Below are 24,888 nucleotides of genomic sequence, written 5' to 3' on the forward strand. Positions count from 1 at the left end.
AAGGTTTGGATCGTTCACAACAAACAGGGCGACTCTAGTGGGACGCGCGGACCGGTAGAAAGGCCCGGTGCCCCCCGTGACCAGAGCCTCCCTGACCGTGGACCCGGCTGCCCGGGTCGGCCCCGTCGACCGCCGCCTCTTCGGGTCGTTCGTCGAGCACATGGGCCGCTGCGTCCACACCGGGATCTTCGAGCCGGGCCACCCCGCGGCCGACGAGCGCGGCTTCCGGGCCGACGTGCTCGACCTGATCCGCGAGCTCGGGCCGTCGATGATCCGCTACCCCGGCGGCAACTTCGTGTCCGGCTACCGCTGGGAGGATGGCGTCGGCCCGGTGGCCGAGCGACCGAGGCGGCTGGACCTCGCGTGGCACGCGGTCGAGCCGAACACGTTCGGGACCGACGAGTTCGTCGCGTGGTGCCGCGCGGCCGCCGTCGAGCCGATGCTCGCCGTCAACCTCGGGACCCGCGGCGTGCAGGAGGCCGTCGACCTCCTCGAGTACTGCAACCACCCCGGCGGGACCCGCCTGTCGGACCAGCGGCGCGCGAACGGCTCTCCCGACCCGCACGACGTCCGCGTCTGGTGCCTCGGCAACGAGATGGACGGGCCGTGGCAGATCGGGCACCGCTCGGCGGCGGAGTACGGCGCGCTCGCGGGCCGGACCGCCCGGGCGATGAAGATGCTGGACCCCCGGATCGAGCTCGTCGCGTGCGGGAGCTCGAACAGCGGCATGCCGACGTTCGGCGCCTGGGAGGCGACGGTGCTCGAGCACTGCTACGACGCCGTCGACCACGTGTCGCTGCACAGCTACTACGACCCCACCGGGAAGTCCGTCGGCGAGTTCCTCGCCGGCGCTGCGGATCTGGACCGGGCCATCGACGCGGTGGTCGCGACCGCCGACCACGTCGGCGCCCGGCTCAGGTCTCGCCGGAGGCTCGGGGTCTCGGTGGACGAGTGGAACGTCTGGTACTACTCCGCGTGGGACCCCGAGGCGGTCGCCGAGTGGCGCGAGGCCGGGCCGCTGATCGAGGACACCTACGACGACGTGGACGCGACCATGGTCGCCTCGCTGCTCGTGACCCTGCTCCGGCACGCGGACCGGGTGCACCTGGCCTGCCTGGCCCAGCTGGTGAACGTGATCGCGCCGATCCGCACCGAGCCGGGCGGGCGCGCGTGGAAGCAGAGCATCTTCGAGCCGTTCGCGGCGATCGCGGGTGCCGCGCGCGGCGACGTGCTCGACGTGCGGCCCCGCGTCGCGACGTACGAGAGCGAGTCGGGCGACGTGCCCCTGGTCGACGCGACGGCGACGTACGACGAGGCGTCGGGCGCCGTGGCGCTGGTGCTCGTCAACCGCTCGACCGAGCCGGCCGAGGTCGCCGTCGACGCGCGAGCGCTCGGCCTCGCCACCTTCGACGTCCGGCTGGACCCGGTCTCGTGGCGGCTGGTCAGGCCGGGGCCTGCTGCCCCGCCCGGTTCGTGACCCGCAGCGCGGCCTCCGGCAGCACCCGGCCGAGCTGGACGGCGAGCAGGGAGCCGACCAGGCTCAGCGCGGCGAGCGCCAGCCAGATCGGCGACGAGCCACGGGCCAGCAGCCAGGCGAACGCGACGGGCGCGACCGCGCCGGAGATCGTCCAGGCCAGCTGCATCAGCGAGAGGTAGCGGCCGCGCAGGTGCTCCGGCGCGGCCTCGGCACCGAGCGCGCCGAGGACCGGGCCGCCGAGCAGCTCACCGCCGGTGTACACGACCGAGCCCACCAGCACCACGACGGTCGCGAGCACGACGGAGACCGCGGTCGCGCCCACCAGCACGACGAACGAGGCAGCGAACACCAGGTTCGTCAGCACCAGGACCCGCCAGCGGTGGTGGCCGGTCATGCCACGGACGACCAGGCCCTGGCCGAAGCCGACCATCACCGTGTTGATCGTGAACACCGCGCCGGTCACCCAGCCCGGCAGGCCGAGCACCGTGACCGCGTAGATCGGCATCGCGAAGTTGAGCGCCATCATCGCGGTCGAGTAGCAGAGCTGGACGAGCCACAGCAGCCGGTAGGGCCGGTCCCGGAGCACGGTCGCCCAGGCCCCCTCGGGCGACCGGTGCCCGCTCGGCGCGGTGGGCGGCACGGCGAGGAGCAGCAGGAAGGCGACGGCGTACGACACCGCGTTGACCAGCACGACCGACAGGTACGCCTCGTGCGTCCCGATCGTGATCGCGAGGCCGGACAGCAGGCCGCCGGCCGCGAACCCGACGTTGCGCAGTGCGCCGAGGAAGCCGAACCACTTCTCCCGCTCCCCCGGCTGGGAGATCGCGGCGACGATGTTGCCGTACGACCCCCAGAACGCGGTGCGGCCGACCGCGACCACCACGGTCCAGAGCGTGAGGCCGAGGAACGAGTCGGTGACCAGGTAGGCCAGGAAGCCGACGAACTGGGCCAGGTTGCCGGCGAGCAGCACCCGCTTCGCGCCGTACCGATCGACGATGCCGCCGAGGAGCGGGCCGGCCGGGATGGCGGCTGCCGACGCGACCGAGATCGCGGCGCCGATCTGCACCAGGCTCAGGTCGGTGGTGACGAGGAAGTAGAGCATCGACACCGGCATGAACACGCCGCTGCCGACCGCGTCGATCGCGATCGCGGTGACGAACCGGCGGTGGTGGCCGAGGGAGGGGAAGCCGAGCTTGTCGGTGACGCGATCGAGCACCCGCCCATCCTCCGGCTTCGACCCCGCTCGAGAGCAAATCGTTATCGGTAGTGTCGCGTCATGACGTTCTCGATCGTGGCCCGCTCCGCCGACGGCCGGTCCTGGGGCGTGGCCGTCGCCTCGAAGTTCCTCGCCGTGGGCTCCCCCGTCCCCGCAGCCGTCGCCGGAGTCGGTGCGATCGCCACCCAGGCCGACGCCAACGTGGCCTACAAGGGCCAGGCGCTGGCCCACCTCGACGACGGCGCGACCGCGTCCGTCGCGCTCCAGCGGCTGCTCGAGGACGACGAGGGCCGCGACCACCGGCAGGTCGGGATCGTCGACGTCGACGGCGGCGCCGCCAGCCACACCGGCCCCGCGTGCCTGGACTGGGCGGGCGGCGTGACCGGCGACGGGTACGCGATCCAGGGCAACATCCTCACCGGCGAGGAGGTCGTCCAGGCGATACAGGCCGCGTGGCTGGCCTCGCCCGAGGACGCCCCGCTCGCCCGCCGGCTGCTCGCGGCGCTGGTCGCGGGCGACGAGGCCGGCGGTGACTCCCGCGGCCGGCAGTCGGCGGCCGTGCTGGTCGTGGAGGACGGTGCCGGGTACGGCGGCCTCGACGACATCGCCGTCGACCTGCGGGTCGACGACCACGAGCAGCCGATCCCCGAGCTGACCCGGCTGCTCGACCTCAGCGACCTCTACCTGACGGCCTCCACCGAGGACGAGAAGGTGCCGGTCACGCCCGAGCTCGAGGCCGAGCTCGAGGAGCTCGCCCGGGCCGCCGGCGCCCGCGACTTCCCGGCCTGGGTCGGCACCCAGAACTACGAGATGCGCGTCGCCGCGGACGGTTCCTGGATCGACCGGAAGGTCCTGGAGATCATCCGGGCCGCCCGCGCATGAGCGTCCTCGCGATCGACGCCGGGACGACCGGCGTCACCGCGGTCGTCGTCGAGCAGGACGGGTCCATCGCGGCGAAGGGCTACCAGGAGTTCGCGCAGCACTTCCCCCGGCCGGGCTGGGTCGAGCACGCGCCGGAGGAGATCTGGCAGGCCACCCTCGAGGCGACCCGCCAGGTCCTGGCCTCCCACGACGCCGGCCGGCTCCGGGCGGTCGGCATCACCAACCAGCGCGAGACCGTGCTGCTGTGGGACCGCGAGACCCTCGGCTCGCCACGCAGGGCGATCGTCTGGCAGGACCGGCGTACCGCCGACCTGTGCACGCGGCTGCGCGACGAGGGCCACGAGGAGCGGGTCAGCGAGCTGACCGGGCTGCGCCTCGACCCGTACTTCTCCGGCACCAAGCTGATGTGGCTGCGCGAGAACGAGCCGCACACCTGGGCGCTCGTCGAGTCCGGGCGGTACGCCGTCGGCACCGTGGACTCGTACCTCATCGCGCGGATGACCCGCGGGACCTACCACGTCACCGACGTCTCGAACGCGTCGCGCACGCTGCTGATGGACCTCGCCGCCGGAGACTGGTCCGACGAGCTCTGCGACCTGTTCGGCGTCCCCCGCGACGCGCTGCCGGAGCTGGTGCCGAACTGGGGCGAGATCGCCACGACCGACCCGAAGTCGTTCCTCGACCTGTCGCTCCCGATCGCGGGGGTCGCCGGCGACCAGCAGTCCGCGCTCTTCGGCCAGACCTGCTTCGACGAGGGCGACTCGAAGTGCACCTACGGCACCGGCTCGTTCGTGCTCTCCAACACCGGAACGTCGATCCAGCGCTCCGACGCCGGCCTGCTGGCGACCGCCGCGTGGCGCTCGCCGGACGGCGAGCTGACCTACGCCAGCGAGGGCGCGATCTTCGTCACCGGCGCCGCCGTGCAGTGGCTGCGCGACGGGCTGCAGATCGTCGGCTCGGCCGCCGAGACGCAGGCGATCGCCGGGACCGTCCGCGACACCGAGGGCGTGGTGTTCGTGCCCGCGCTGACCGGGCTGGGCGCCCCGCACTGGGACCCGCGCGCCCGCGGCCTGATCATCGGCATCACCCGGGGCACGACCCGCGCCCACATCGTCCGGGCGACGCTCGAGGCGATCGCGTTCGAGGTCCGCGACGTGCTGGAGACGATGCCCGCGCTGTCGTCGCTACGGGTGGACGGCGGCGCGGCCGCGAACGACCTGCTCTGCCAGGTGCAGGCCGACCAGGTCGGCGTACCGGTGGAGCGGCCGAAGGTCGTGGAGACCACCGCCCTGGGCGCAGCGTTCCTCGCCGGCCTCGGCGCCGGCGTCTGGGACTCCACCGACGACCTGCGGCACACCTGGAGCCTGGACCGCCGCTTCGAGCCGGGCGGGGACCGGGCGGCCGCGGACGCGGCGCACGCCCGGTGGCGGGACGCGGTCGAGCGCTCGAAGGGCTGGGCCTAGCTCCGCAGCTTCTCGAGCGCCGCGGCCGCGGCATCCCGGGACCTGGTCGCCTCCCGGACGCCGGCCTCGGCCTCGTCGCGGGTGTCCTCGGCGTCGGAGAGCTCGTCGTCGACCTCCTCGGCCGTCGACTCGAGCTCCGCGATCCTCCCGCGCAGCTCGTCGATCTCGGCCTGGAGCTGCAGGCTGCGGGCCTCGAGCTCGTCGTACGCCGACCGCGCGCCGTCGTACGCCTGGGTGGCCTCGTCCAGCTGGGACTGGGCGGCGGCGAGCGCCTGCTCGGCGGCCTCGACCGCCTTCCGGTCCGCCTCGGGGTCGGGCACCACGTGCAGCTCGGGCCGCGGCGGCGGCTCCACCTCCCGGGCGCTGGCGCTGAACCCGATCGCCTCCGGCACGGCGACCGCTCCCGCGAGGTCCGCCGGGTCGAGGCCGGTCGAGGACAGCGCGGCGACCAGCATCCCGCTGCGCACCGCGAGGCCGCACTGCTCGTCGACCATCGCGGCGGTCAGCGTGGCCTCGACCTGGTCGGCGACCGCGTCGGTGACCTTGGTGCCCTCCTCGCGAGCGGTGCGCCGGGCCTGGGTGGTGACCGCCGCGGTGAGCTGCCGCCGCTGCCGGGTCAGCTCGCGCAGCGCGTCGCCCGACATCGACGCCTGCGCCTCGCGCAGCGCGGCACCCACGGACAGCACCTGCTCGACCTGCTCGGTCTCGCGGCGGACCAGGAGGTTCACGACCCACGCCGCGACCGACGGCTTGCGCAGGGCCTTGACCTGCTTGCCCAGGTCGGCGCCCTTCAGCTCCTTCGCCTTCGCGTCCCGGGCGGGGGTGAACTCGGGCAGCGACAGGCCGTAGAGCTCGTCCGCGATGCTCAGCAGGTCCGTGGACTGGTCGGCCATGCGGGTGATCCTAGGAGTCCCGCCGGACGAGGTGCGCGGCCCACATCCGCTCGTACAGCTCGCGCAGCTCGTCCTCGTCGAGGTCGTCGAGCGGCAGGTGCAGGTCGGCGAGGGCCGTGCACCACGTCCCGAACGTCGCCAGCTCGGTCTCGGTGGTGCCGCCGGCGCCGACCCGCGTGAGCAGGCAGCCGCGCAGGGTGGCCGCGCCGCCGGCGTACCGGCGCTGGACGACGAGCACCTTCGAGAACCGTCCGGTCCCGGGCGCGGACAGCTCCGCGTGCGAGGCGAGCAGGTCCGCGGGCTCCGTCGGGCGCGACGTCACCTCGACCCCGGTGAAGCTGCCCGTGGCGTCGTGGCGGAACGACCAGCCGTCGGGGCGCACCTCGTCGACGACGTAGGTGAAGGGGTCCTGCCGGTGCTCGCCGACGACCAGCGGCAGCGGATCGCGGAACGCGTCGCCGAGCCCGACGTCGACCCACCACTCGCCGCCGGGGTTGGCGGAGGTCGGCAGCCCCGCGACCTGGAGGACGAGGTGGTTGAGGAAGTCCCCGTGGCGGTCCCACTCGTCGGTCCAGACGTGACCGTGGCGCCGGGTGACGTCGTACCCCAGCTCCCTCAGCACGAGCTCGATCGCGCCGTTCTGGTGGAAGCAGTACCCGGCCCGGCCGAGCTCGCCGACCCGCTCCAGCGACGCGACGGCGTCCACGGACGGCGGCCGGCCGAGCATCACGCCGAGGTTCTCGTACGGCACCCGCTCGAGGTGCCGCCGGTGCAGGAGCACCAGGGTCTCCAGGGTCGGTGGCGGCGGGATGTCGAAGCCGAGGCGGCTCAGGTACGCCGCGGTCGCGCTCACCGGCCGGGGCGCACGTAGCGCCCGCGCCGGTGCACGAGCGGCTCCGGGTCGTCGCCGGCCGTGATCTCGTCCACGGCCAGCGTGAGCAGCGTCGACCAGCCGACCGGGGCCGCCGACTCGAGCGTGGTGCCGACCCAGGTCGCGGCGTCGGCCAGTCGAGGCCCCCACGCGGTGTCCTCGAAGGTCCCGGTGCGGAAGGGACCGCCCGGTGCGGGGGCGGTGCCGGCGAACGCCTCCGCGAGGTCGCGGTGCGACCAGGACAGCAGCTGCACGACGGCCCGCCCGGTGCGCGCGACCTCCTCGGCCAGGTCGCTGTCCGGGTCGACCAGCGCCAGCACCCGCGCCGGCTCACCGTTGGCGACCATCAGCGAGCTCACCGTCAGGCCGGCGCGCTCACCGTCCCCTCCGGCCGTGACCAGGGCGACCGTCCCGGTGAGCCGGCCGCGGAGCCGGCGTACCGGGTCGGGCTCGGGATCGGCGAACGGGTGGCTGGAGTGGATGGTCAAGACGCCAGCTTGTCGGCCTCGGAGCCGCCGTCCTTGTCCTTCTTGGACTCCTCCTTGGCGCGGGAGGCGTACATGTCGACGTACTCCTGGCCGGAGAGCCGCATGATCTCGTACATGATCTCGTCGGTGATCGACCGCAGGATGTAGCGGTCGTTCTCCATGCCCTCGTAGCGGCTGAAGTCCAGCGGCCTGCCGAACCGGACGACGGGACGCGTGAACCGGCCGAACGTCTTGCCGGGAGGCGCGACGACGTCGGTGCCGACGACCGCGACCGGGATGACCGGCGCCTTCGTTTCGAGCGCCAGCCGCGCGACGCCGACCTTGCCGCGGTAGAGCTTGCCGTCGTGGGAGCGGGTGCCCTCGGGGTAGATGCCGAACAGCTCGCCCTGGTCGAGGAGTCGCTTGGCCGAGATGATCGCGCCCTCGGACGCGTTGCCGCCGGACCGGTCGATCGGCACCTGGCCGGAGCCCTTGAAGAACGTCTTCTGCAGCCAGCCCTTGAGGCCGGGCGACGTGAAGTACTCCGCCTTCGCGACGAACGTGACGCGGCGCGGCAGCGTGAGCGGCATGAACAGCCAGTCGGCGTACGAGAGGTGGTTGCTCGCGAGGATGGCCGGGCCCTCGAGCGGCACGTTCTCGGCCCCGGAGACCCTCGGGCGGAACACCAGCTTGAGCCACGGACCCAGGGCGATCCACTTCAGGAACCAGTAGAACACCCGACACCTCCGCACGCGATCCCGAGACGACCCGACGCGGGCAGCCTAGACCGTCGCCGGGGACTTCCCCATACCCCAGTCCGTGGATGGCTCCGGTGGGGCATCATGCCGCCATGACTGTGCATCCCCAAGCCTCGCCGTACTCCGCCCCGGCCCGGCCGGAGCTCACCGGGGGGCGCAGCATCGGCGTCCTCCTCAGCCACGGCTTCACCGGGCAGCCGGCCTCGATGAAGCCCTGGGGCGAGGCGCTCGCGGCCCTGGGGTACGCCGTCGAGGTGCCGCGCCTGCCCGGCCACGGCACCACCTGGCAGGAGATGAACTCCACGACCTGGGCGGACTGGTACGCCGAGGTGTCGGGCGCGCTGGACAAGCTGCGTGCGGACAACGACGCGGTCGTGCTCTGCGGGCTGTCCATGGGCGGCGCCCTGGTGCTCCGCCTCGCCGCCGACCGGCCGGACGACGTCGCCGGCGTCGTGGTGGTCAACCCCGCGGTCGCGACCAAGCGGCTCGACGTGAAGCTACTGCCGGTGCTCAAGCACCTGGTGAAGTCGTTCCCCGGGATCGCCAACGACATCAAGAAGGAGGGCGGCGAGGAGTACGGCTACACGAAGACGCCGCTCAAGGCCGCCCACTCGATGATGCAGGCGTGGCCGCTGCTCGTGGCCGACCTGTCGAAGGTGACCGCGCCGCTGCTCTACCTGCGCTCCACCGAGGACCACGTCGTCGACGAGAAGTCCCAGCCGCTGATCACCGGCGGCGTCTCGTCGACCGACGTGACCGTCGTACCGCTCGAGGAGAGCTACCACGTGGCGACCCTCGACAACGACTTCGACAAGATCGTCGCGGAGTCGTCCGCGTTCATCGCCCGCGTGACTTCGGCGTCCTAACGCCGGGGGCATACCCTCGGAGTGTGCAGCCCGACCACCACGACGACGAGGCCGAGGACCAGGCCTGGCGCGCGATCGTGGACAACTACGGCGACCGCGCCGAGATCGACGACTCCGCCCCGCCCACGGCTCCGCCGACGGCGCCGCCCGCGTCCGGTGCGCCGTTCGCCGGCCGCTTCGGTGACCTGCGGGCGTTCCCGTCCGAGAACGAGGACGAGCCGTTCGTGGCGGCGGAAGAGGACGAGGGCTTCGTCCCGCCCGAGCCGCCACCGCTCCCCCGCGTCGAGCCGGACCGGATGCTCGCCTGGGTGGGGGTCCTGGGCTCCCCCGTGGTGCTGCTCTGCGCCCTGGTCTTCGCGATCAGCGTGCCCGAGTGGCTGGGCTACCTGCTGGTCGCCGGGTTCGTCGGCGGGTTCCTCTACCTGGTGGTGAAGATGCCCCGCGAGCCGCGTGACCCCTGGGACGACGGCGCGCAAGTCTGACGGTTAGTGTGCGCAGCGTGAGCGCCAACGAGACGGTCGAGATCACCGGCCACCTGATGGACCACGGCATCCTGTCGCGGGTCCTCGACGACATTCGCGAGTACGGCGGCGACTACTCGATCGACCGCTTCGACGTCGGCCGGGAGACCGACGACCCGTCGCACGCGGTGATCACGGTGGTCGCCGAGGACGAGGAGTCGCTCCAGCGGCTGCTGATGCGGCTGCAGACCCGTGGCGTGAACCAGGTGGACCCGGGCGAGGCGTCCGTGGCCGTCGCGGACCGCGACGGCGTGTTCCCCGACAGCTTCTACTCGACCACCAACCTCGACACCCGGGTCCGCGTCGACGGCACCTGGCTGGAGGTCGAGAACCCCGAGATGGACTGCGGCCTGGTGCTCGAGCGCGACGCCGACGGGCGACCCACGCGCGTCTACACGCTGCCGATGTCCGACGTGCGCGAGGGCATGCTGGTGATCACCGGTGCGTCCGGCGTCAAGGTGTCGGTCCCCGAGCCGGACCGGACCGCGGGCGCGTTCGGGTTCATGGAGTCCGAGGTGTCCTCCGAGAAGCCGCAGGCCGTCCTGGTCCGCCAGGTGGCCGACGGCATGCGCGAGGCCAAGGCGGAGGGCAAGAAGGTCCTCTGGGTCGGCGGCCCCGGCGTCGTGCACACCGGCGCCGCGCCGGCGCTGGTCGCGATGGTCCACGCCGGCTTCGTCGACGTGCTCTTCGCGGGCAACGCCCTCGCCACCCACGACATCGAGTCCTCGCTGTACGGCACCAGCCTCGGCATCGACCTGGCCATGGGCCGCGGCGTCGAGCACGGTCACGAGCACCACATCCGCGCGCTCAACACGATCCGCAAGGAGGGCTCGATCAAGGCCGCCGTGGACAGTGGCGTACTGACCGGCGGCATCATGCACGCGCTCGTCACGCACCGGAAGGAGTTCGTCCTCGTCGGCTCGGTCCGTGACGACGGTCCGCTTCCGGACGTCTACACCGACGTGATCGAGGGCCAGCGGGCGATGCGCGCCCAGCTCCAGGGCGTCGGGTTCTGCCTGATGGTGGCGACCATGCTGCACTCCGTCGCGACCGGCAACATCCTGCCGGCCTCGATACCCCTGGTCTGCGTGGACATCAATCCGGCGACCGTCACCAAGCTCGCCGACCGAGGGTCGTCGCAGGCGCGCGGCATCGTCACCGACGTGGGGCTGTTCCTCGAGCAGCTTGCAGTCGAGCTCGTGCCCGAGTACCGGCGTTCCTGAAGGTCTGCCGGGCCAGGTACGCCGCCCCGATGGCGCCCGCCTCCGGTCCGAGTCCCGCCCGGACGAGCGGCGGCACGACCCGGTGCTCCGCACCCACCAGGGACTCGCGCAGCGCGGCGCGCGCCGGCTCGAGGAGCAGGTCGCCCGCGATCGACGGGCCACCACCGACCACCACGATCTGCGGGTCGAAGGCGGCCACCAGGTTGGCGGTGCCGACGCCCAGCCAGCTGCCGATCGACTCGAACGCCGCCCGCGCCACCGGGTCACCCGCCTCGGCCGCCTCCATCACCTGGGGACCGGTCAGGTCCTCGGGGCCGCCGTTCTCACGGACGAACCGGCCCAGCGCGTTGCCGCTGCAGTACTGCTCCCAGCAGCCCGTGCCCCCGCACTCGCACGCCCGGCCACCGGGGACGACCTGCATGTGGCCGAACTCGCCCGCCATGCCGTTGTAGCCGCGGTGCACGGCGCCGTCGAGCACGACCGCCCCGCCGATCCCGGTGCCGAGCGTGATGACCAGGGCATCCTCGACGTTGCCGACCGCGCCGTACACGACCTCCGCGCGGGCCGCGCAGTTCGCGTCGTTGTCGAGCACCACCGGAGCGCTCCAGCGCTCGGCGAGCCGGGCGCGCACGCCCTCGTCGCGCCAGGGCAGGTGCGGGGCGAACCGCACTCGCTCCCCCTGCGCGTCGACGAAGCCGGCCGCGGCGATGCCGATCGCCGAGGGACGCCGTATCCCTGCGATCTCCTGGACCGCCTCGGTCAGCGCGTCCTCGACGAGCCGGGCCTCGACCCGCCGGCCCGGCGTCGTCCGCCGTGCGGTGCGGAGGACCCGACCGGTCGAGGAGACCGCGGCCGCGAGGACCTTGGTGCCGCCGATGTCGACACCGATGAAGAGCGCCATGGGGGTTATTCGACCAGACCGCATCGCTGGTGGTCGGGGAACGCGCTCTGCGGGTTGCCGTCGAAACGGTGCTCGGTCGGTGACGGCTAGTCGCAGGCCTTCTGTGGTGGCGGCCGACGTGGCGGCGGAGCGGGTGCGGTGCGCTGGGGTCGAGGTCGCTTTCCAGGTTGCGGGTTCGTGCCGGTGGTGTGGAGTTCAGGACCATCACTTCGCCGGTGGCCGCGGGCTGCGGGCCTCTGGATGGTTACGACCGACATGGCAGCTAAGCGGGTACGGCAGGCGCGGGTCGAGGTCGCTTCCCGGCCTGCGGGTCCGCGCCAGTGGTTGAACTTGAAGACCATCACCTGGTCGGTGACGGCGGGCTGCGGGCTTCTAGCTGGTTGCGACCGACAAGGCAGCGACGGCAGGCGGGGCGGTTGGTCGCCGCCACTTCCCGGCCGGCGGGACCGCGTTGAGACCCGGCCGAGATTTTACTTTGGAAATGCTCAGAACCCTGTGGATACAGGGGTTCTGGGCCTCTGAGTGTCGGTGGTCGATGCTGTGATGGATCCATGACAGCGATCGCGACGCCCCGGCACCGGGTCAGTGTCGCGACCGCGCATGTGCACGCCGAGCTCGACGCGGTCGCCGAGGCGTCGGTGTGGTCGATGGACCCGGTCGAGACCGGCCAGACGCTGGTCGCGCTGCAGCGCGCCGAGGCCCGGCTGGTCGAGCTGAAGGCCCGGGTCGCGGCGCACGCCGAGGACCTGCACGTCGGCCACGAGGTCGGGGCGTCGTCCGCGGCGAACTGGCTGGCCCACGAGACGAAGGCGACCCGGGCCGCGGCATATGCCGCGGTCCGGCTCGGCCGCGACCTCGAGGCCCACTCCCTGACCCGGGCGGCGTTGGCCGCCGGGCGGGTGTTGGCCGACCAGGCGCGGGTGGTGATCCGGTGGGTCGACCAGCTCCCCGACACCCTCGATCCCCAGGCCATCGCGAAGGCGGAGGCGCACCTGCTGGGCCAGGCCCGGCACCACGACGCGAAGGCGCTGAACCGGCTCGGGAAGCACCTGTTCGAGGTGGTCGCCCCCGAGGAGGCCGACGCCCGCGAAGCCGCACTGCTGGCCAAGGAGGAGGCGGCCGCCGCCAAGGCCTGCCGGCTCTCGATCTACGACGACGGGCAGGGCAAGACCCACGGCACCTTCACCCTCCCCACCCTCCACGGCGCCGCCTTGCGCAAGATCCTCGGCGCCCTCGCCGCCCCGAGGCACGTCGCGGCTACCCAGGGCGCCGGAATTGAGCGGCCACCCACTCCCGAAGCACTCGGCCAAGCGTTCTGCGAGCTGATCGAGCGCTACCCCGCCGACCAGCTCCCCACCACCGGCGGCGTCTCGGCCACGGCCGTGGTGCTCATCGACCTCGACGTCCTCCTGGGCAAGCTGGACAAGGCGTGCGTGCTGGACACCGGGGAGAAGATCTCCCCCGGCCTCGCCCGCCGCCTCGCCTGCCAGGCCGGGATCATCCCCGTCGTCCTCGACGGCGACTCCCAGCCCCTCGACGTCGGCCGCAAGAAGCGCTACTTCACCGAAGCCCAGCGGACCGCCATGCACGTCCGCGACCGCGGCTGCCGCGCCGAGGGCTGCGACCGCACCACCGGACTCCACGCCCACCACAAGACCCGCTGGGCCGACGACGGCCACACCGACCTCAAAGACGGTGTGTCCCTGTGCCACTGGCACCACAACCGTGCCCACGACACCAACTACGACACCACCTACCTGCCCACCGGCAAGGTCCAGTTCCACAGGCGGACCTGACGGTCCGTCCGGCCACCGGACTGCGACAGGCTTGCTGACTCGCGGTGCCGGAGTTCCTCAGGCTTGGCGATGCCGCGGGGGGCCAGATCACGCTACGTTCCGAGCGCCGGGTCAGACTCGACGGTCATTCGGCCGCGGAGTCTGTCCGCAGAGGAGTCAGGCATGTACGGACGAGTAGTTGTCTACACGCACGACGAGGACAGGGATGCACTGGAAGCCAAGGCCAGGGCCGGCGTGATCCCGATCGTCACCAGTGCTCCGGGCTACATCTCCTACGGGGTCATGTTCGACGGCGACCGCGTGGTGTCGGTGAGCCAGTGGGAGTCCGAGGAGCACGCCAAGTCGGCAGACGCCGCACTGGCCGAGTGGGTCAGCGCGAACACGTCGATGAAGAGCGAGACCCGCTTCACCGGCGACTTCGCGTGGCTGGAGCTCGCCTCACGATAGGTGGTGGCGCAACATCCTGGCGGTCATCGTCTCGGGCTGGTGGCCGCCCGCGGGTGCTAGCCATTGCGGTCCTCTCGACCACCGGCGGCCTTGCCGCCGTCGGGCAACGCGAGGAGAGTGGACGACGCGGCCGGGGGTGCCCGTCCGCAGGGAGGGACCACCCGTGGTCGAGCTTGGACCGTCTCGCAGCCGGGGCGGCGTCGACGTCGCGGAGTACGAACGGCTCCGTCGGGACCATGGCGCCCTGAAGGACCAGCTCGGTGCCACGTCCGACGTCCTCGAGGCCATGGGCCGGTCGGCCGCCGATCCCGATGCGGTGCTGAGGACGATCGTCGAGAGCGCGCGCCGACTGTGCCGGTCCGAGGCCGCGCACCTCTACCTCCTGGAGGACGACACCTACCGCGTGATGACCACGGTCGGTCTCTCCGAGGAGTCCCGCCGCCTGTTGATCGAGCACCCGATCGCGGCGGACCGGGAGACCCTCACCGGACGTGTCGGCCTGGAGCGTCGGACCCTCCAGATCGCCGACGTCCTGGCGGACCCGGACTACGGACGTCTCGACCTCCAGCGCGCCGCCGGCTTCCGTACCGTGATCGCGGCGCCGCTGGTCGTCGACGACGAGGTCGTGGGCGCCCTCAACGTCTGGCGGAACGACGTCCGCCCCTTCGACGACCGCGAGATGGCCATCGTCAGCGCCTTCGCCGTCCAGGCAGGCATCGCCGTCCACGGGGTCACGCTGGTCCAGCAGCTCGAGGCGCGGGGCGCCCAGCTCGCCCGGAAGGTCGACGAGCTCGAGGCGCTCCGGGCGGTGGGCGAGGCGGTCAGCTCCACGCTCGACCTCGAGGACGTCCTGGAGACCATCGCGGAGCACGCGGTCGCGTTGTCCGGAACCGATGGCGGCTCGATCATGGAGTATGTCGAGCGTGACCGGAGATTCTTCGTGCGGAGCGTCTACCGCACCGAGCCCGAGGTCGTCGAGCGGCTGCGCTCGGTGCGGATCGACCTCGACAGCACCCTCGTCGGCCGCGCGGCCGGGGAACGCCGGCCGATCGTCGTCCCTGATCTCGGTGCGGTCGAGCTGGACCCGCACCTGGCGATCCTGCACAAAGGGGGGTGGCGATCCCTCGTCGCGGTCCCCCTCCTGCGCGAAGGCACGATCGTCGGGTCACTCATCGTGCGTCGCAGGCGCACCGGCAACTTCTCTGCCGAGGTCGTCGACCTCCTGGAGACCTTCGCGAGCCAGTCGGCCCTGGCGTTGCTCAACGCGCAGCTCTTCCGCGAGCTCAAGGAGCAGAGCCTCGAGCTCGAGCTGGCGAGCCGGCACAAGTCGGAGTTCCTGGCGAGCATGTCGCACGAGCTCCGCACTCCCCTCAACGCGGTCCTCGGGTTCTCCGAGGTGCTGCTCGATCGCATGTTCGGCGACATCAACGAACGCCAGGAGGAGTACCTCCGCGACATCCACGGGTCGGGCAAGCACCTGCTCGAGCTCTTGAACGAGATCCTCGACCTGTCGAAGGTCGAAGCGGGGCGGATGGAGCTGGAGTACTCGTCGTTCGAGCTGCGGGTCGTCCTGGAGGAGGCCGCCGGGATGATCCGTGAACGAGCGGCCGCCCACCGCATCGCGCTGCACGTCGAGGCCGATCCGGGCCTCGACTCCGTGTACTCCGACCACCTGCGGCTGAAGCAGGTCGTCCTCAACCTGGTCACGAACGCCGTCAAGTTCACTCCGGACGGCGGCACGGTCATCATCCGGGCACGTCGGACGCCGTTCGACATGGAGGTCACGGTCACCGACACCGGGATCGGCGTCCCCGAGGCCGACCAGGAACGCATATTCGAGTCGTTCCAGCAGGGCGGTCGGGGCGCCTCGCGGGAGGAAGGGACCGGGTTGGGACTGACCCTGTCACGACGGATCGTCGAGTTGCTGGGCGGACGGATGTGGCTGGAGAGCGAGGTCGGCGTCGGCAGCACCTTCGGCTTCTCCCTCCCTTCCCGGACCAACGACGGTCCGACCGGCCCGGACCTCGCCCCCGGCGTTCGCGACGTCGTCGTCATCGAGGACGACCGGCCGTCGCTCGACCTCTTCACGGCGTTCCTGACCGGCGCCTCCGTGCGTGTCACGGCTGCTCGCGACGGGCTCGCGGGACTCGACGCCGTGCGTGTGAACCGGCCGAGCGCCGTGCTGCTGGACATCCGGCTCCCGGGCATAGACGGCTGGGCCGTGCTGACCGCGCTCAAGCAGGACCCGGAGACGCGCGACATCCCGGTGATCGTGGTGTCGATCGTGGACGAACGCCAGCGCGGCGCAGCCCTTGGCGCGGCGGCCTACCTGGTCAAGCCGGTCAGCCGCGACATGCTGCTCGGTGCCCTGGATCGGGTCGGCGCTCCGGCCGCCACGACCGAACGCAGGGCGGAAGAAGTGTGAGGACGGCGATGGGCGACAGACGGATCCTCGTGGTCGAGGACAACCCCAAGAACCTCAAGCTCGTCTGCGACGTGCTCGTCCACTTCGGCTACGAGGTCGTCGGGGCGACCACCGGTGAGGACGGGGTTCGCCTGGCCGGGGAGATCGCACCGGACCTCGTGCTGATGGACCTCCAGCTGCCCGGCATCGACGGCGTCGAGACGCTACGGCAGATCCGGGCGATCGAGTCCATCGACGCGGTGCCCGTGGTGGCGGTGACGGCCTTCGCCATGGACGACGATCGCGAGCGTGCGCTCGCGTCGGGGTTCGATGCGTACGTCGAGAAGCCGATCAGCGTGCGTGCGCTGCCGCAGCAGGTCGAGACGTTCCTCCGGCTCGGACGAGTGAGATGACGACCGCCGAGCCGCGCACAAGGGTGCTGGTGGTCGATGACCAGCCCGCGAATGTCCGCCTGCTCGATGCCATCCTCACGCCGCTCGGCTACGACGTACCTACCGCGGCCTCGGGCGACGAGGCGCTGCTAGCGATCGCCGACCTGGAGCCGGACCTCGTGCTGCTCGACATCGTGATGCCGGGCATGGACGGCTACGAGGTGTGCGAACGCATCCGGGAGAGGCCGGAGACGGCCTATCTCCCGGTCGTCATGGTCACCGCGAGCGGCGACGCGCAGAAGGTGCAGGCCCTCCAAGCAGGCGCCGACGACTTCCTCACCAAGCCGATCGATCGCAACGAGCTGATCGCGCGCGTCGCCTCCCTGACCCGCATCAAGCGGTACCAGGACACCATCAGGCGCCAGGCGAACGAGCTCGCGAGCTGGAACCGGGAGCTCGAGAGCAGGGTGGAGACCCAGGTCGCCGAGCTGGACCGCATGGGACGCCTGCGACGTTTCCTCGCCCCGCAGCTCGCCGAGCTCATCGTCGACTCCGGCGACGCGTCCTTCCTGGACAGCCACCGGCGGGAGATCGTCGTCGTGTTCTGCGACCTCCGCGGTTTCACGCCGTTCGCCGAAGCGAGCGAGCCGGAGGAGGTGATGGGCGTGCTGGCCGACTACCACGCGGCGCTCGGCGACCTCATCTTTCGGTTCGAGGGCACCCTGGAGCGCTTCACAGGCGACGGGCTGATGGTGTTCTTCAACGACCCGGTCCCTTGTGACGACGGGCCGCTGCGCGCCCTCCGCATGAGCGTTGCCATGCGGTCACGGGTGATGGGCCTGGCAGAGACATGGAGCCGTCAGGGTCACGATCTCGCGCTCGGGATCGGGATCGCGCAGGGATATGCCACCTTGGGCAGGATCGGGTTCGAGGGCCGGTCCGACTACGCAGCGATCGGCACCGTCACCAACTTGGCAGCCCGGCTCTGTTCCGACGCCGGGCCGTGGGAGATCCTCACCACCGAGCGCGTGCACGCAGCCGCCGGGCCCTCGGTCGTGGCTCAGGAGGTGGGGACGCGCCAGCTCCGTGGCTTCAGCCGCCCCGTGCGGGCGTTCGCGATCACCGGTCTCGACGCAGCGAGGACGCCGTCGTGAGCACACGTGGCGACCTCCTGTCCGAGCTCCCCGAGGAGGCGCGCAACCGCCGGTTCGACGAGCTGCAGCGCCGGCTGGCGGACGTCTGGTCCGAGATGCGGCTCAACCACCCCGATGAGTCCGTGGTGGTGATCCCGTCGGTCACGCTCGACCGCGCGGTGTCGGCGAGCGGGAGCCTCACCCAGGCCTACGAGGAGCGCTACCTCTTCATGCTGATGCTCCTGCGTCAGCCGCGGCTGCGGATGATCTACGTGACCTCGACTCCCGTCGCTCCTGAGATCATCGAGTACTACCTGTCGCTGCTGCCGGGCGTCATCCCCAGTCACGCGCGCGCCCGACTGTCCCTGGTCGCCGTCAACGACCTGTCGGAGCGGTCCCTGAGCGAGAAGCTGCTCGACCGGCCGCGGCTGCTGCGTCGCATCGCCGCCCTGATCCCGAACCCGAAGCGCTGCCACCTGGTGCCGTACAACTCCACCGAGCTCGAGCGGGACCTGGCGCTCGGCCTCGGAGTGCCCATGTTCGGCGCCGACCCGCGCCTGGCTCCCCTCGGGTCGAAGACCGGGTGTCGCCGCCTGTTCGCGGAGGTCGGTGTCCCCCATCCACTCGGTGCGGAGGACCTGAGGCGCCTCGACGAGGTCGCCGACGCGGTGCTCGGGATGCGAGCCGCGCGACCTTCCATGCAGGGCGTGATCGTCAAGCTGAACGAAGGTGTGTCCGGCGCCGGCAACGCGCTCGTCCGGTTGGACGGCCTGCCGGTCCCCGGCGCGGCCGACGAGCGCGCTGCCGTCCTCGCACGGCTCGGCGACATGGAGCTCGAGTCGAAGGAGACGCCACGAGAGGTGTACCTCGCCAAGCTCGAGGAAGGCGCCGGGATCGTCGAGGAGCGCATCACCGGCACCGACCTCCGTAGCCCGAGCGTGCAGTTGCGCGTGCTGCCGAACCGAGAGGTCGAGCTGCTCTCGACCCACGACCAGCTGCTCGGCGGCGCGAGCGGCCAGAGCTACCTCGGCTGCACCTTCCCGGCCTCTCCCGAGTACGCCGCGATCATCTCCGAGCAGGCCGCGCGTGTCGGTGATCGCCTTGCGGAGCTCGGCGCGCTGGGCCGGTTCGCGGTCGACTTCGTCGTCGTGCGGGACGACGCCGGGTCGTGGTCGTCCTACGCCATCGAGCTCAACCTGCGCCGTGGGGGCACCACGCACCCGTTCCTGACCCTGCAGTTCCTCACCGATGGGCGGTACCACCCGGACTCGGGGCTCTTCCTCACACCTCGCGGACGCGAGAAGCACCTCGTGGCGACGGACCACCTCGAGTCGGACGTGCTGCGAGGTCTGGCGCCCGCCGACCTCTTCGACATCGTTGCCCGGCACGGCCTGCTCTTCGACCAGTCCCTCCAGGCGGGGGTGGTCTTCCACATGATCAGCTGCCTGACCGAGCACGGCCGCGTGGGGCTGACCGCCGTCGGCGACACCCCGGCTGACGCCTGGGAACGGTACGTCGCGGCCGAACGGATCCTCCTGGAGGAGGCGCGGCTCGCCCTCCAGGAGCAGCCGCTCCCCGGATGAGCGCCAAGGCGCCGACGCGGGTCTGGTACGTCGCCTACGCGTCCAACCTGTCGCTGGAGCGGTTCCGCTACTACCTGCGCGGTGGTGCCGTGCCGGGAGGCTCCCGGACCTACCCGGGGTGCCGCGATGCCGCCGACCCGGAGGAGGCAGCCGGTCTCTGTCTCCCCGGTCGGCTCGTCTTCGCCGGCCGGTCGACCGTGTGGGGAGGTGGCATGGCCTTCCACGATCCCGGAGGCCCGGGGCAGGTCGCCGCGCGCGGCTACCTGGTCACGCCGGGCCAGTTCGCCGACGTCGTCGCACAGGAGGTGCGGCAGCCGCCCGGCGGCCGCGTGGCGCTCGGGATCGAGGACTGGCTCCGCGAGCAGGACGGGACCCCCGACGGCTGGGACGCCACGGTGCTCTACGACAGCGTGACCGTCCTCGGCCGGCGCAACGGCGTCCCGCTCGTCACGATCGCACGCCGCGACGTCGCAGGGATGACACCTGTACCACCGGCCGCGGCGTACCTGAGTTGGATCGTCACGGGCCTGCGCGAGGCACACGGGTGGGAGACCGACCGGATCGACCGCTACCTGGCGCGGATGCCCGGCATCGAGCCCCGCGACGGCGACCCCGCGCGTGTGCTTCACTGACGGCGTGTGGCGGCTGCTCGAACCGCTGCGAGCCGAGGAGCGCGAGGCGTTCCTCGCCCTCGCCCACCGTCGTACGTTCACACGCAACGAGGTCCTGTGCCACGAGGGCGATCCGGCTGACTCGTTGCACCTCGTGGAGGACGGGCACCTCTCCGTGCGGGGCACGCTGGCGTCCGGCGCCACCGCGACCTTCTCGGTGCTCTCCGCCAGCGACTACGTCGGCGAGCTCGCGCTGCTGCGAGCCGACCGCCGGCGTACGGCGACCGTGGTCGCCCTCGAGCCGAGCCGGACGCTGGCAGTCGCTGCTGCCGCATTCGACGGACTCCGCAGCCGCAACCCGGGGGTGGAGCGGATCGTCTCCACCCTGCTGGCGGACCGGATCGACGACCTCAGCCGACGGCTGCTGGAGACGATGTACGAGAGCCTGGACCGCCGCGTCTACCGGCGCCTCGTGGAGCTCGCCCTCGCCTACGGTGGGGCCGACGACACCGTCACGGTCGTCCCGCTGAGCCAGGGCCAGCTCGCCGATCTCGTGGGCGCGACGCGCCCTCCGGTCAACCAGGTGCTGAAGCGTCTCGCCGATCGCCGGGTGCTGCGGCTCGGCCGGGCACGTATCGAGATCCTGGACCTGGCCGAGCTACGACGACGGTGCCCTGCCTAGAGCCGGGTCGGGCCGGCCACTGTCCGGCGCCGGACATCCACAGAGTCATCCGGCGAACAGATACTTCCTCGGTGCACGCGCAGGATCGGGTGATCACCCGATCCCGCAAGGAGCCCGACATGTTCCCCTACGAAGCCGAAGCAATCACCCGTGCGAACATCGAAGACCGCCTGCGAGAGGCGACCCACCGGCGACTGGTCCGCGAGGTCCGAGCAGGGGCTCCCGCCCCGAAGGAGACGACCACGAGCGACCAGTCCCGGCGCCACTCCCGGCTCTGGCGCCTCGTCCACCTCCCCCACGCCTACACCTGAGTGATGGTGAGACCGATGGTCACACCTGTCGCCGCCGGGCCCGGCCAGCTGAACGACGCGCTGCGACGGGAGCTGCTGCGGTTGGCCGGCCAGGAGGAGACCGCCGCCGCCTCGGAAGCCGAGGGCCTGCGGTACTGGGAGGCGGTACCCGTCGGGGTCGTCGTCCATCGCCGGTGCGCTGCTGCCCTGCGCGACGCTGCGGACGAGCTCCTCGTCCGTCCTCCTCGGCGCCTCGAGCACTGAGCTCGTCGGGCGCCACCAAGTGCCTTCGCCCCACGGTCCGGCCAGCTCAGCTGGGCGTGAGTACGGCCTGGAGGAAGACAACCGCAACCCCGACGAGGAACAGTGTGGTCAGCCCGAGGAGCATGCCTTGCCCCAAGAGGCGAGTGGAGCGCCGTGTCGTCAACACGACCGCGACAAGGCACGCCGCCGTCGCGAGCGCGAACCACCACGCGAACCAGGCCGACGAGATCCCACCCGTGTCCGAGCGCGCATCGGTCTCGTAGAGGCCGACCAGGACGACGAGCCAGAGAGCCCCACCGCCGCCGCCGACGACCCAGCCGACGCCACGCTCAGGAAGTCCGGAAACGATCAAGAGCCGCCTCCCATCCGGGACCGGTTGGGCTCCCGACGTTCGGTCTCAGCATGCTCGGGCCGCGAGTGCCCGTCCAGAGCGTTGGTCCGCCGGTCGGCGGAATCCGCACCCCATTGAGCACCGAGCCCCCGAATCCAGGTGGTGGCGCGACATCCTGCGGTCACCTGCTAGGGCCGGTGGCCGCCCGCGATGAGCGGACGCTCGCGCCGCGACGGATCAGTGCGTCGCACTGCTTGCTGCGAGGGCGCGTCGAGACGGATCCTGAGGCATGGCACCGCTCGCCCGCATTGCCCTCGCGGGACTCCTCGGAGCGCTGATCGCGGGCTGCGGAGGTGGTGCCGACGAATCATCACGCTCCACAGACCCAGCCCCGGATGCAGGCACGGACGCAGCCACGGCTGCGGCGTCGCCCGACCTCGAACGGTTTCTCCTGCAAGAAGATGAGGGGCCCAGCCTGGAACCGGTGGTGTCGCCGCAGACCGACTCGGAGGAACCGTTCGATCTCTCTCAGGGGGGCGCTGAGCGCCTTCAGCGCAGCGGCTACATCGCGAACACCTACCAGCCCGGCCGGGGCGCCAGCAGCGCCGGCGTCAGCAGCGTCCTGCTCTTCGAGACCGAGACCGAGGCCGGGGCACGTGGCTGGATGGCCTACGAGACGAGCGACGAGGCGCTCAACGCCCAGATCCCGGGCGAGCGGTACAAGCGGTTCGAAGTTCCGGAGGTCCCTGGCGCGAACGGGTGGACTGGACCCGACATTCACGGCAACGCGATCGGCCAGGTGTACTGGACCCAGGGCCGCTGCATGATGACGATCAGCCTGGAGACCATGGGGCCGCGAGTCGAGCCGTTGTCGGCCGGCGCCAAGGCGATCTATGAGCGCACGGGCGGCACCTGCCCGGAGTCGCGCAGCTGATCACAGGCCGGGCGGCCCAGGATGATCGCCTGCACGGCAGGCCTCGGCCTCGCCGCGGCGTGCGCCTCGTTCACGCGCGGACGCGCAGCGCCTGGTCGAACGCGCGGCCGGCCGCCTGCCACGGTCCCGACGGCCCGACCTCCCCGGCCAGGCCGAGCAGCTGCGGGGTCAGTTCCGCGCTGAACCCTTCGCTGGCTTCGCGCGGGAGCAGCGAGGGCAGGTTGTCGATGGCGATGACCTCCAACGGCGCGCTGCCGTGCTCGGGGGTGCCGTCGTGCAGTCGCCGGACCGGTTCCTGCCAGGTGGTGATCTCGGTGTTCACCGGGAGCATGTTCGTCGGGCCGGTGACGTCGCAGGTCACGTCCGCGAGAACCCGGAGCCGGCGCTCGTGGTCCAGGTCCGCCTGCTCCACGAACGGAGTCGTCGGGGTGTGCGTGACGACGCAGTTCACCAGCAGGTCGTGGCCGAGCAGGGCCTGCTTGTGCAGGTCCCGCGTCTCCGGGCGATCCCACCGGGTGATCGGCAGACCAGCGGTCATCAGCGCCCTCTGGGCGCCTCGACCGGACCGTCCACGCGCGCCGGTGACCAACGCCAGCAGCTGGTCGGCTCCCGCCTTCCCGGCCTGCTCCAGCTCGGCGTCGAGCTCGTGCTTGGCCATCGGGGCGAGCGGCGCGGCCAGCATGCCGGCCAGGTGCAGCACGCCGAGCGCGGCCCCGACGTAGCCGGCCCAGTAGCCGAAGGCGACGACCCGCTTGCCGTGTTCGTCGGTGAGGTACTCGATGTCGAGCAGCCGGCCTCCGCCGCGGCGGAACCGCTCCAGGGTGCGCCGGGCGTCCTCCTGGCCCTTGAATGCGTGCGCGAAGTAGATGTGCCGGTGCCGGAGCGACGCCGGCTCGTCCGGCAGCTCCTTGATCCCGAGGACGTAGGCGTCGTCGGGTGCGTCAACCCAGGTGCCTTCGGCCACGACGGACGCTCCGGCCGCGGCGTACTCCTCGACGTCGAAGATCCGTTGCGGCGACTCCTCGACGGTCACCTCGATCCCGGCGTCCAGCAACACCGGGACGTCGGCAGGTACGACGGGCGCACGTCGCTCCGTGCCGCGGGACTCGGACCGGATCCACACCTGGAGGGGATGCATGCGCACAGGATGGCATCGTCGGCCGCGGCGGGCTCGACCCCGGGTCCTCAGCGCCGGGAGAGGTCCGCCGCGCCGATCATGCCGGCCTTGTTGCCCAGGCGGGCCTTGCGGATCTCGGGGATCGGCCGGAAGCCGCGGCCGACGAGCTGCCCGGCGAACGCCGTCCGGGTCGGGTCGAGCAGCAGCTCGTCCGCCTCGCTGACACCGCCGCCGATCACGACGACCTCCGGGTCGAGGATCTCGGTCAGCGACGCGATGCCTTCGCCGAGCCAGCGGCCCAGCTCGGCCAGCTGCTGGGTGGCCCCGGCGTCGCCGGCCTGGGCGGCCTCGGTGATCAGCGGCCCGGTGATCCCCGTCAGGTCGCCGCCGGCCCGCCGCAGCATCCCCTGCGCGATCTGCGCGCCGCTCATCGCCAGCGCCCGGGCCTCGCGCACCAGCGCCGACCCCGACGCGTACTGCTCGAAGCAGCCGTGCTTCCCGCAGCCGCACAGGATCCCGTTCGGCACCACCCGCATGTGCCCGATCTCCGCACCCACCCCGTTCGCACCGCGGTAGACCTCGCCGTCCAGCACCAGGCCACCGCCGACACCGGTCCCCACCGTGACCAGCAGCAGGTCATCGGCGTCGTGGGCAGCGCCGTACCGGAACTCACCCCACGCCGCGGCGTTCGCGTCGTTCTCGATGACCACCGGCAGCTCCACGCGCTTCTCGAGCTCGGCCTTCAGGTCCTCGTTGCGCCACGCGACGTTGGGGGCGAACAGCACCACCGCGCGCGCCTTGTCGACGTACCCGGCCGCACCGACCCCGACCGTCGCGATCGGGTGCCGCGAACGCAGCTCCGTGACCAGGCCCGCGATCGCCTCCTCGATCGCCTCCGCGTCGGTCGCCGGCGACTCGACCCGCAGCTCCTCGAGGATCCTGCCGTCCTCGTCGACCACGCCGCCGGCGATCTTGGTGCCCCCGACATCGATCCCGCAGGCCAGGCTCATCGCTCACCCTCCTCGGGATCAGTGTCCTCGGGCCAGTCACCGTCGTCATCGTGGCCGTCGAGGTCGATGTGCTCGACACTGCCACCCCGGGCGTCGGGCGAGGCGTTCGCCATCAGTCCGGCCGCGGCCTGGAGGAACGTCGTCGCGGCCGTCGCGAGCTGCGTCCGCACCTCCGGGCTCAGCCCGCGCACCGCGTGCACGGTCCGGCAGATCGGACAGTACGTGCACTCCTCGGCGCCGGTCGCGACGTGGCTCTCGACATCGTGCGCCGCGTCCTTCGCCCACTCCGAGAGGGCAGCCAGCAGCTTCGCCGCCTCGTCGGCCACGGACCCGACGTCATCCCGGTCCCCGCTCAT

Annotated in this window: 27 protein-coding genes; 17 read left to right on the forward strand and 10 right to left on the reverse strand. The window is 71.8% G+C overall.

The features are described 5' to 3' along the window. The first annotated feature begins 76 nt into the window (after positions 1–76). Positions 77–1,477: an arabinosylfuranosidase ArfA gene (arfA, locus tag N538_RS23545; protein ID WP_155991938.1), complete on the forward strand. Its 1,401-nt coding sequence runs from the start codon at positions 77–79 to the stop codon at positions 1,475–1,477. Here arfA and N538_RS0102510 read toward each other — a convergent pair. Continuing rightward, positions 1,443–2,693: an MFS transporter gene (locus N538_RS0102510; protein ID WP_231496118.1), complete on the reverse strand. Its 1,251-nt coding sequence runs from the start codon at positions 2,691–2,693 to the stop codon at positions 1,443–1,445. The genes arfA and N538_RS0102510 overlap by 35 nt on opposite strands. A 60-nt stretch (positions 2,694–2,753) precedes the next feature. On the opposite strand from N538_RS0102510, the gene N538_RS0102515 reads away from it, so the two are divergent. Then, positions 2,754–3,575, forward strand: a complete 822-nt coding sequence (locus N538_RS0102515; RefSeq protein ID WP_028635977.1) for a DUF1028 domain-containing protein — start codon at positions 2,754–2,756, stop codon at positions 3,573–3,575. Beyond that, positions 3,572–5,038 (forward strand): glycerol kinase GlpK, encoded by a 1,467-nt coding sequence (glpK, locus tag N538_RS0102520; protein ID WP_028635978.1) that lies wholly within the window; start codon positions 3,572–3,574, stop codon positions 5,036–5,038. The genes N538_RS0102515 and glpK overlap by 4 nt, the downstream gene beginning before the upstream one ends. Here glpK and N538_RS0102525 read toward each other — a convergent pair. Genes N538_RS0102525 through N538_RS0102540 form a run of 4 tightly spaced genes read right to left on the reverse strand, consistent with a single transcriptional unit; the run spans position 5,035 to position 8,006 of the window. Continuing rightward, on the reverse strand, positions 5,035–5,931 hold the full coding sequence (locus N538_RS0102525) for a hypothetical protein (protein ID WP_028635979.1): 897 nt from the start codon (positions 5,929–5,931) through the stop codon (positions 5,035–5,037). The genes glpK and N538_RS0102525 overlap by 4 nt on opposite strands. Before the next feature lie 10 nt (positions 5,932–5,941). Then, on the reverse strand, positions 5,942–6,784 hold the full coding sequence (locus tag N538_RS0102530) for an arylamine N-acetyltransferase family protein (RefSeq protein WP_028635980.1): 843 nt from the start codon (positions 6,782–6,784) through the stop codon (positions 5,942–5,944). Beyond that, positions 6,781–7,290 carry a flavin reductase family protein gene (locus tag N538_RS0102535; protein WP_028635981.1) on the reverse strand — a complete coding sequence of 170 codons (510 nt, stop codon included), beginning with the start codon at positions 7,288–7,290 and terminating at the stop codon, positions 6,781–6,783. The genes N538_RS0102530 and N538_RS0102535 overlap by 4 nt, the downstream gene beginning before the upstream one ends. Further along, entirely contained in the window at positions 7,287–8,006 is a 720-nt protein-coding gene (locus tag N538_RS0102540; RefSeq protein ID WP_028635982.1) for a lysophospholipid acyltransferase family protein, read from the reverse strand. Before N538_RS0102540 ends, N538_RS0102535 begins: the two co-directional genes overlap by 4 nt. Positions 8,007–8,119: 113 nt before the next feature. Here N538_RS0102540 and N538_RS0102545 point away from each other — a divergent pair, with 113 nt between their 5' ends. The 3 genes from N538_RS0102545 to N538_RS0102555 are packed head-to-tail and all read left to right on the forward strand — an operon-like array spanning position 8,120 to position 10,637. Continuing rightward, positions 8,120–8,893 (forward strand): alpha/beta hydrolase, encoded by a 774-nt coding sequence (locus N538_RS0102545; protein WP_028635983.1) that lies wholly within the window; start codon positions 8,120–8,122, stop codon positions 8,891–8,893. 23 nt (positions 8,894–8,916) lie between these two features. Further along, positions 8,917–9,375, forward strand: coding sequence for a hypothetical protein (locus N538_RS27135; RefSeq protein ID WP_051548649.1), 459 nt, complete (start codon positions 8,917–8,919; stop codon positions 9,373–9,375). Between the two features lie 17 nt (positions 9,376–9,392). Continuing rightward, the gene (locus N538_RS0102555; RefSeq protein ID WP_036569381.1) at positions 9,393–10,637 is read left to right on the forward strand and encodes an ornithine cyclodeaminase; all 1,245 of its coding nucleotides are present in this window, start codon (positions 9,393–9,395) and stop codon (positions 10,635–10,637) included. Here N538_RS0102555 and N538_RS23555 read toward each other — a convergent pair. Then, positions 10,570–11,538: an ROK family protein gene (locus N538_RS23555; protein ID WP_081790239.1), complete on the reverse strand. Its 969-nt coding sequence runs from the start codon at positions 11,536–11,538 to the stop codon at positions 10,570–10,572. The genes N538_RS0102555 and N538_RS23555 overlap by 68 nt on opposite strands. 551 nt (positions 11,539–12,089) lie before the next feature. On the opposite strand from N538_RS23555, the gene N538_RS27140 reads away from it, so the two are divergent. The 10 genes from N538_RS27140 (at position 12,090) to N538_RS0102615 (ending at position 21,140) form a co-directional block, all read left to right on the forward strand. Further along, positions 12,090–13,334, forward strand: a complete 1,245-nt coding sequence (locus N538_RS27140; protein ID WP_028635985.1) for an HNH endonuclease — start codon at positions 12,090–12,092, stop codon at positions 13,332–13,334. Between the two features lie 162 nt (positions 13,335–13,496). After that, the gene (locus N538_RS27830; RefSeq protein ID WP_197025217.1) at positions 13,497–13,781 is read left to right on the forward strand and encodes an antibiotic biosynthesis monooxygenase; all 285 of its coding nucleotides are present in this window, start codon (positions 13,497–13,499) and stop codon (positions 13,779–13,781) included. A 163-nt stretch (positions 13,782–13,944) separates the two neighbouring features. Next, complete coding sequence (locus N538_RS23565) at positions 13,945–16,206, forward strand: hybrid sensor histidine kinase/response regulator (protein WP_051548652.1); 2,262 nt, start codon at positions 13,945–13,947, stop codon at positions 16,204–16,206. A gap of 8 nt (positions 16,207–16,214) precedes the next feature. Then, positions 16,215–16,598, forward strand: a complete 384-nt coding sequence (locus N538_RS0102585) for a response regulator (protein ID WP_028635987.1) — start codon at positions 16,215–16,217, stop codon at positions 16,596–16,598. Next, the gene (locus N538_RS23570; RefSeq protein ID WP_036569239.1) at positions 16,595–17,731 is read left to right on the forward strand and encodes an adenylate/guanylate cyclase domain-containing protein; all 1,137 of its coding nucleotides are present in this window, start codon (positions 16,595–16,597) and stop codon (positions 17,729–17,731) included. Before N538_RS0102585 ends, N538_RS23570 begins: the two co-directional genes overlap by 4 nt. Then, positions 17,728–19,293, forward strand: coding sequence for a peptide ligase PGM1-related protein (locus N538_RS0102595; protein ID WP_028635988.1), 1,566 nt, complete (start codon positions 17,728–17,730; stop codon positions 19,291–19,293). The genes N538_RS23570 and N538_RS0102595 overlap by 4 nt, the downstream gene beginning before the upstream one ends. Further along, positions 19,290–19,925: a hypothetical protein gene (locus N538_RS23575; protein WP_036569241.1), complete on the forward strand. Its 636-nt coding sequence runs from the start codon at positions 19,290–19,292 to the stop codon at positions 19,923–19,925. The genes N538_RS0102595 and N538_RS23575 overlap by 4 nt, the downstream gene beginning before the upstream one ends. A 4-nt stretch (positions 19,926–19,929) precedes the next feature. Further along, complete coding sequence (locus N538_RS0102605) at positions 19,930–20,586, forward strand: Crp/Fnr family transcriptional regulator (protein WP_051548653.1); 657 nt, start codon at positions 19,930–19,932, stop codon at positions 20,584–20,586. 71 nt (positions 20,587–20,657) lie between these two features. After that, positions 20,658–20,897, forward strand: coding sequence for a hypothetical protein (locus N538_RS0102610; protein WP_155991940.1), 240 nt, complete (start codon positions 20,658–20,660; stop codon positions 20,895–20,897). A gap of 15 nt (positions 20,898–20,912) precedes the next feature. Continuing rightward, the gene (locus tag N538_RS0102615; RefSeq protein ID WP_028635991.1) at positions 20,913–21,140 is read left to right on the forward strand and encodes a hypothetical protein; all 228 of its coding nucleotides are present in this window, start codon (positions 20,913–20,915) and stop codon (positions 21,138–21,140) included. Between the two features lie 46 nt (positions 21,141–21,186). Here the strand turns inward: N538_RS0102615 and N538_RS0102620 are convergent, their stop codons facing one another. Further along, positions 21,187–21,492 carry a hypothetical protein gene (locus N538_RS0102620; RefSeq protein WP_028635992.1) on the reverse strand — a complete coding sequence of 102 codons (306 nt, stop codon included), beginning with the start codon at positions 21,490–21,492 and terminating at the stop codon, positions 21,187–21,189. 268 nt (positions 21,493–21,760) lie between these two features. Between N538_RS0102620 and N538_RS0102625 the strand changes: the two genes are divergently transcribed. Continuing rightward, on the forward strand, positions 21,761–22,405 hold the full coding sequence (locus N538_RS0102625) for a hypothetical protein (protein WP_155991941.1): 645 nt from the start codon (positions 21,761–21,763) through the stop codon (positions 22,403–22,405). Between the two features lie 70 nt (positions 22,406–22,475). Here N538_RS0102625 and N538_RS0102630 read toward each other — a convergent pair whose 3' ends face one another. Genes N538_RS0102630 through N538_RS0102640 form a run of 3 tightly spaced genes read right to left on the reverse strand, consistent with a single transcriptional unit; the run spans position 22,476 to position 24,888 of the window. Then, a complete protein-coding gene (locus N538_RS0102630) occupies positions 22,476–23,543 on the reverse strand; it encodes a saccharopine dehydrogenase (protein WP_028635994.1) in 1,068 nt (355 codons plus the stop codon). A gap of 47 nt (positions 23,544–23,590) precedes the next feature. Then, positions 23,591–24,532 carry an ROK family glucokinase gene (locus tag N538_RS0102635; RefSeq protein WP_028635995.1) on the reverse strand — a complete coding sequence of 314 codons (942 nt, stop codon included), beginning with the start codon at positions 24,530–24,532 and terminating at the stop codon, positions 23,591–23,593. Further along, positions 24,529–24,888 (reverse strand): hypothetical protein, encoded by a 360-nt coding sequence (locus tag N538_RS0102640; RefSeq protein ID WP_028635996.1) that lies wholly within the window; start codon positions 24,886–24,888, stop codon positions 24,529–24,531. The genes N538_RS0102635 and N538_RS0102640 overlap by 4 nt, the downstream gene beginning before the upstream one ends.

Origin of the sequence: Nocardioides sp. URHA0032 (genome assembly GCF_000620645.1) — a bacterium.
In the GTDB taxonomy this organism is placed as follows: Bacteria; Actinomycetota; Actinomycetes; order Propionibacteriales; family Nocardioidaceae; genus Nocardioides.

Bases quoted from the DNA above. Each gene is read 5' to 3' on its own strand.
- N538_RS0102515 (WP_028635977.1), top strand. From the start codon at position 2,754: ATGACGTTCTCGATCGTGGCCCGCTCCGCCGACGGCCGGTCCTGGGGC.
- glpK (WP_028635978.1), top strand. From the start codon at position 3,572: ATGAGCGTCCTCGCGATCGACGCCGGGACGACCGGCGTCACCGCGGTC.
- N538_RS0102525 (WP_028635979.1), bottom strand. From the start codon at position 5,931: ATGGCCGACCAGTCCACGGACCTGCTGAGCATCGCGGACGAGCTCTAC.
- N538_RS0102545 (WP_028635983.1), top strand. From the start codon at position 8,120: ATGACTGTGCATCCCCAAGCCTCGCCGTACTCCGCCCCGGCCCGGCCG.
- N538_RS23555 (WP_081790239.1), bottom strand. From the start codon at position 11,538: ATGGCGCTCTTCATCGGTGTCGACATCGGCGGCACCAAGGTCCTCGCG.
- N538_RS27140 (WP_028635985.1), top strand. From the start codon at position 12,090: ATGACAGCGATCGCGACGCCCCGGCACCGGGTCAGTGTCGCGACCGCG.
- N538_RS27830 (WP_197025217.1), top strand. From the start codon at position 13,497: ATGTACGGACGAGTAGTTGTCTACACGCACGACGAGGACAGGGATGCA.
- N538_RS0102585 (WP_028635987.1), top strand. From the start codon at position 16,215: ATGGGCGACAGACGGATCCTCGTGGTCGAGGACAACCCCAAGAACCTC.
- N538_RS23570 (WP_036569239.1), top strand. From the start codon at position 16,595: ATGACGACCGCCGAGCCGCGCACAAGGGTGCTGGTGGTCGATGACCAG.
- N538_RS23575 (WP_036569241.1), top strand. From the start codon at position 19,290: ATGAGCGCCAAGGCGCCGACGCGGGTCTGGTACGTCGCCTACGCGTCC.
- N538_RS0102615 (WP_028635991.1), top strand. From the start codon at position 20,913: ATGGTCACACCTGTCGCCGCCGGGCCCGGCCAGCTGAACGACGCGCTG.
- N538_RS0102625 (WP_155991941.1), top strand. From the start codon at position 21,761: ATGGCACCGCTCGCCCGCATTGCCCTCGCGGGACTCCTCGGAGCGCTG.
- N538_RS0102630 (WP_028635994.1), bottom strand. From the start codon at position 23,543: ATGCATCCCCTCCAGGTGTGGATCCGGTCCGAGTCCCGCGGCACGGAG.
- N538_RS0102635 (WP_028635995.1), bottom strand. From the start codon at position 24,532: ATGAGCCTGGCCTGCGGGATCGATGTCGGGGGCACCAAGATCGCCGGC.
- N538_RS0102640 (WP_028635996.1), bottom strand. From the start codon at position 24,888: ATGAGCGGGGACCGGGATGACGTCGGGTCCGTGGCCGACGAGGCGGCG.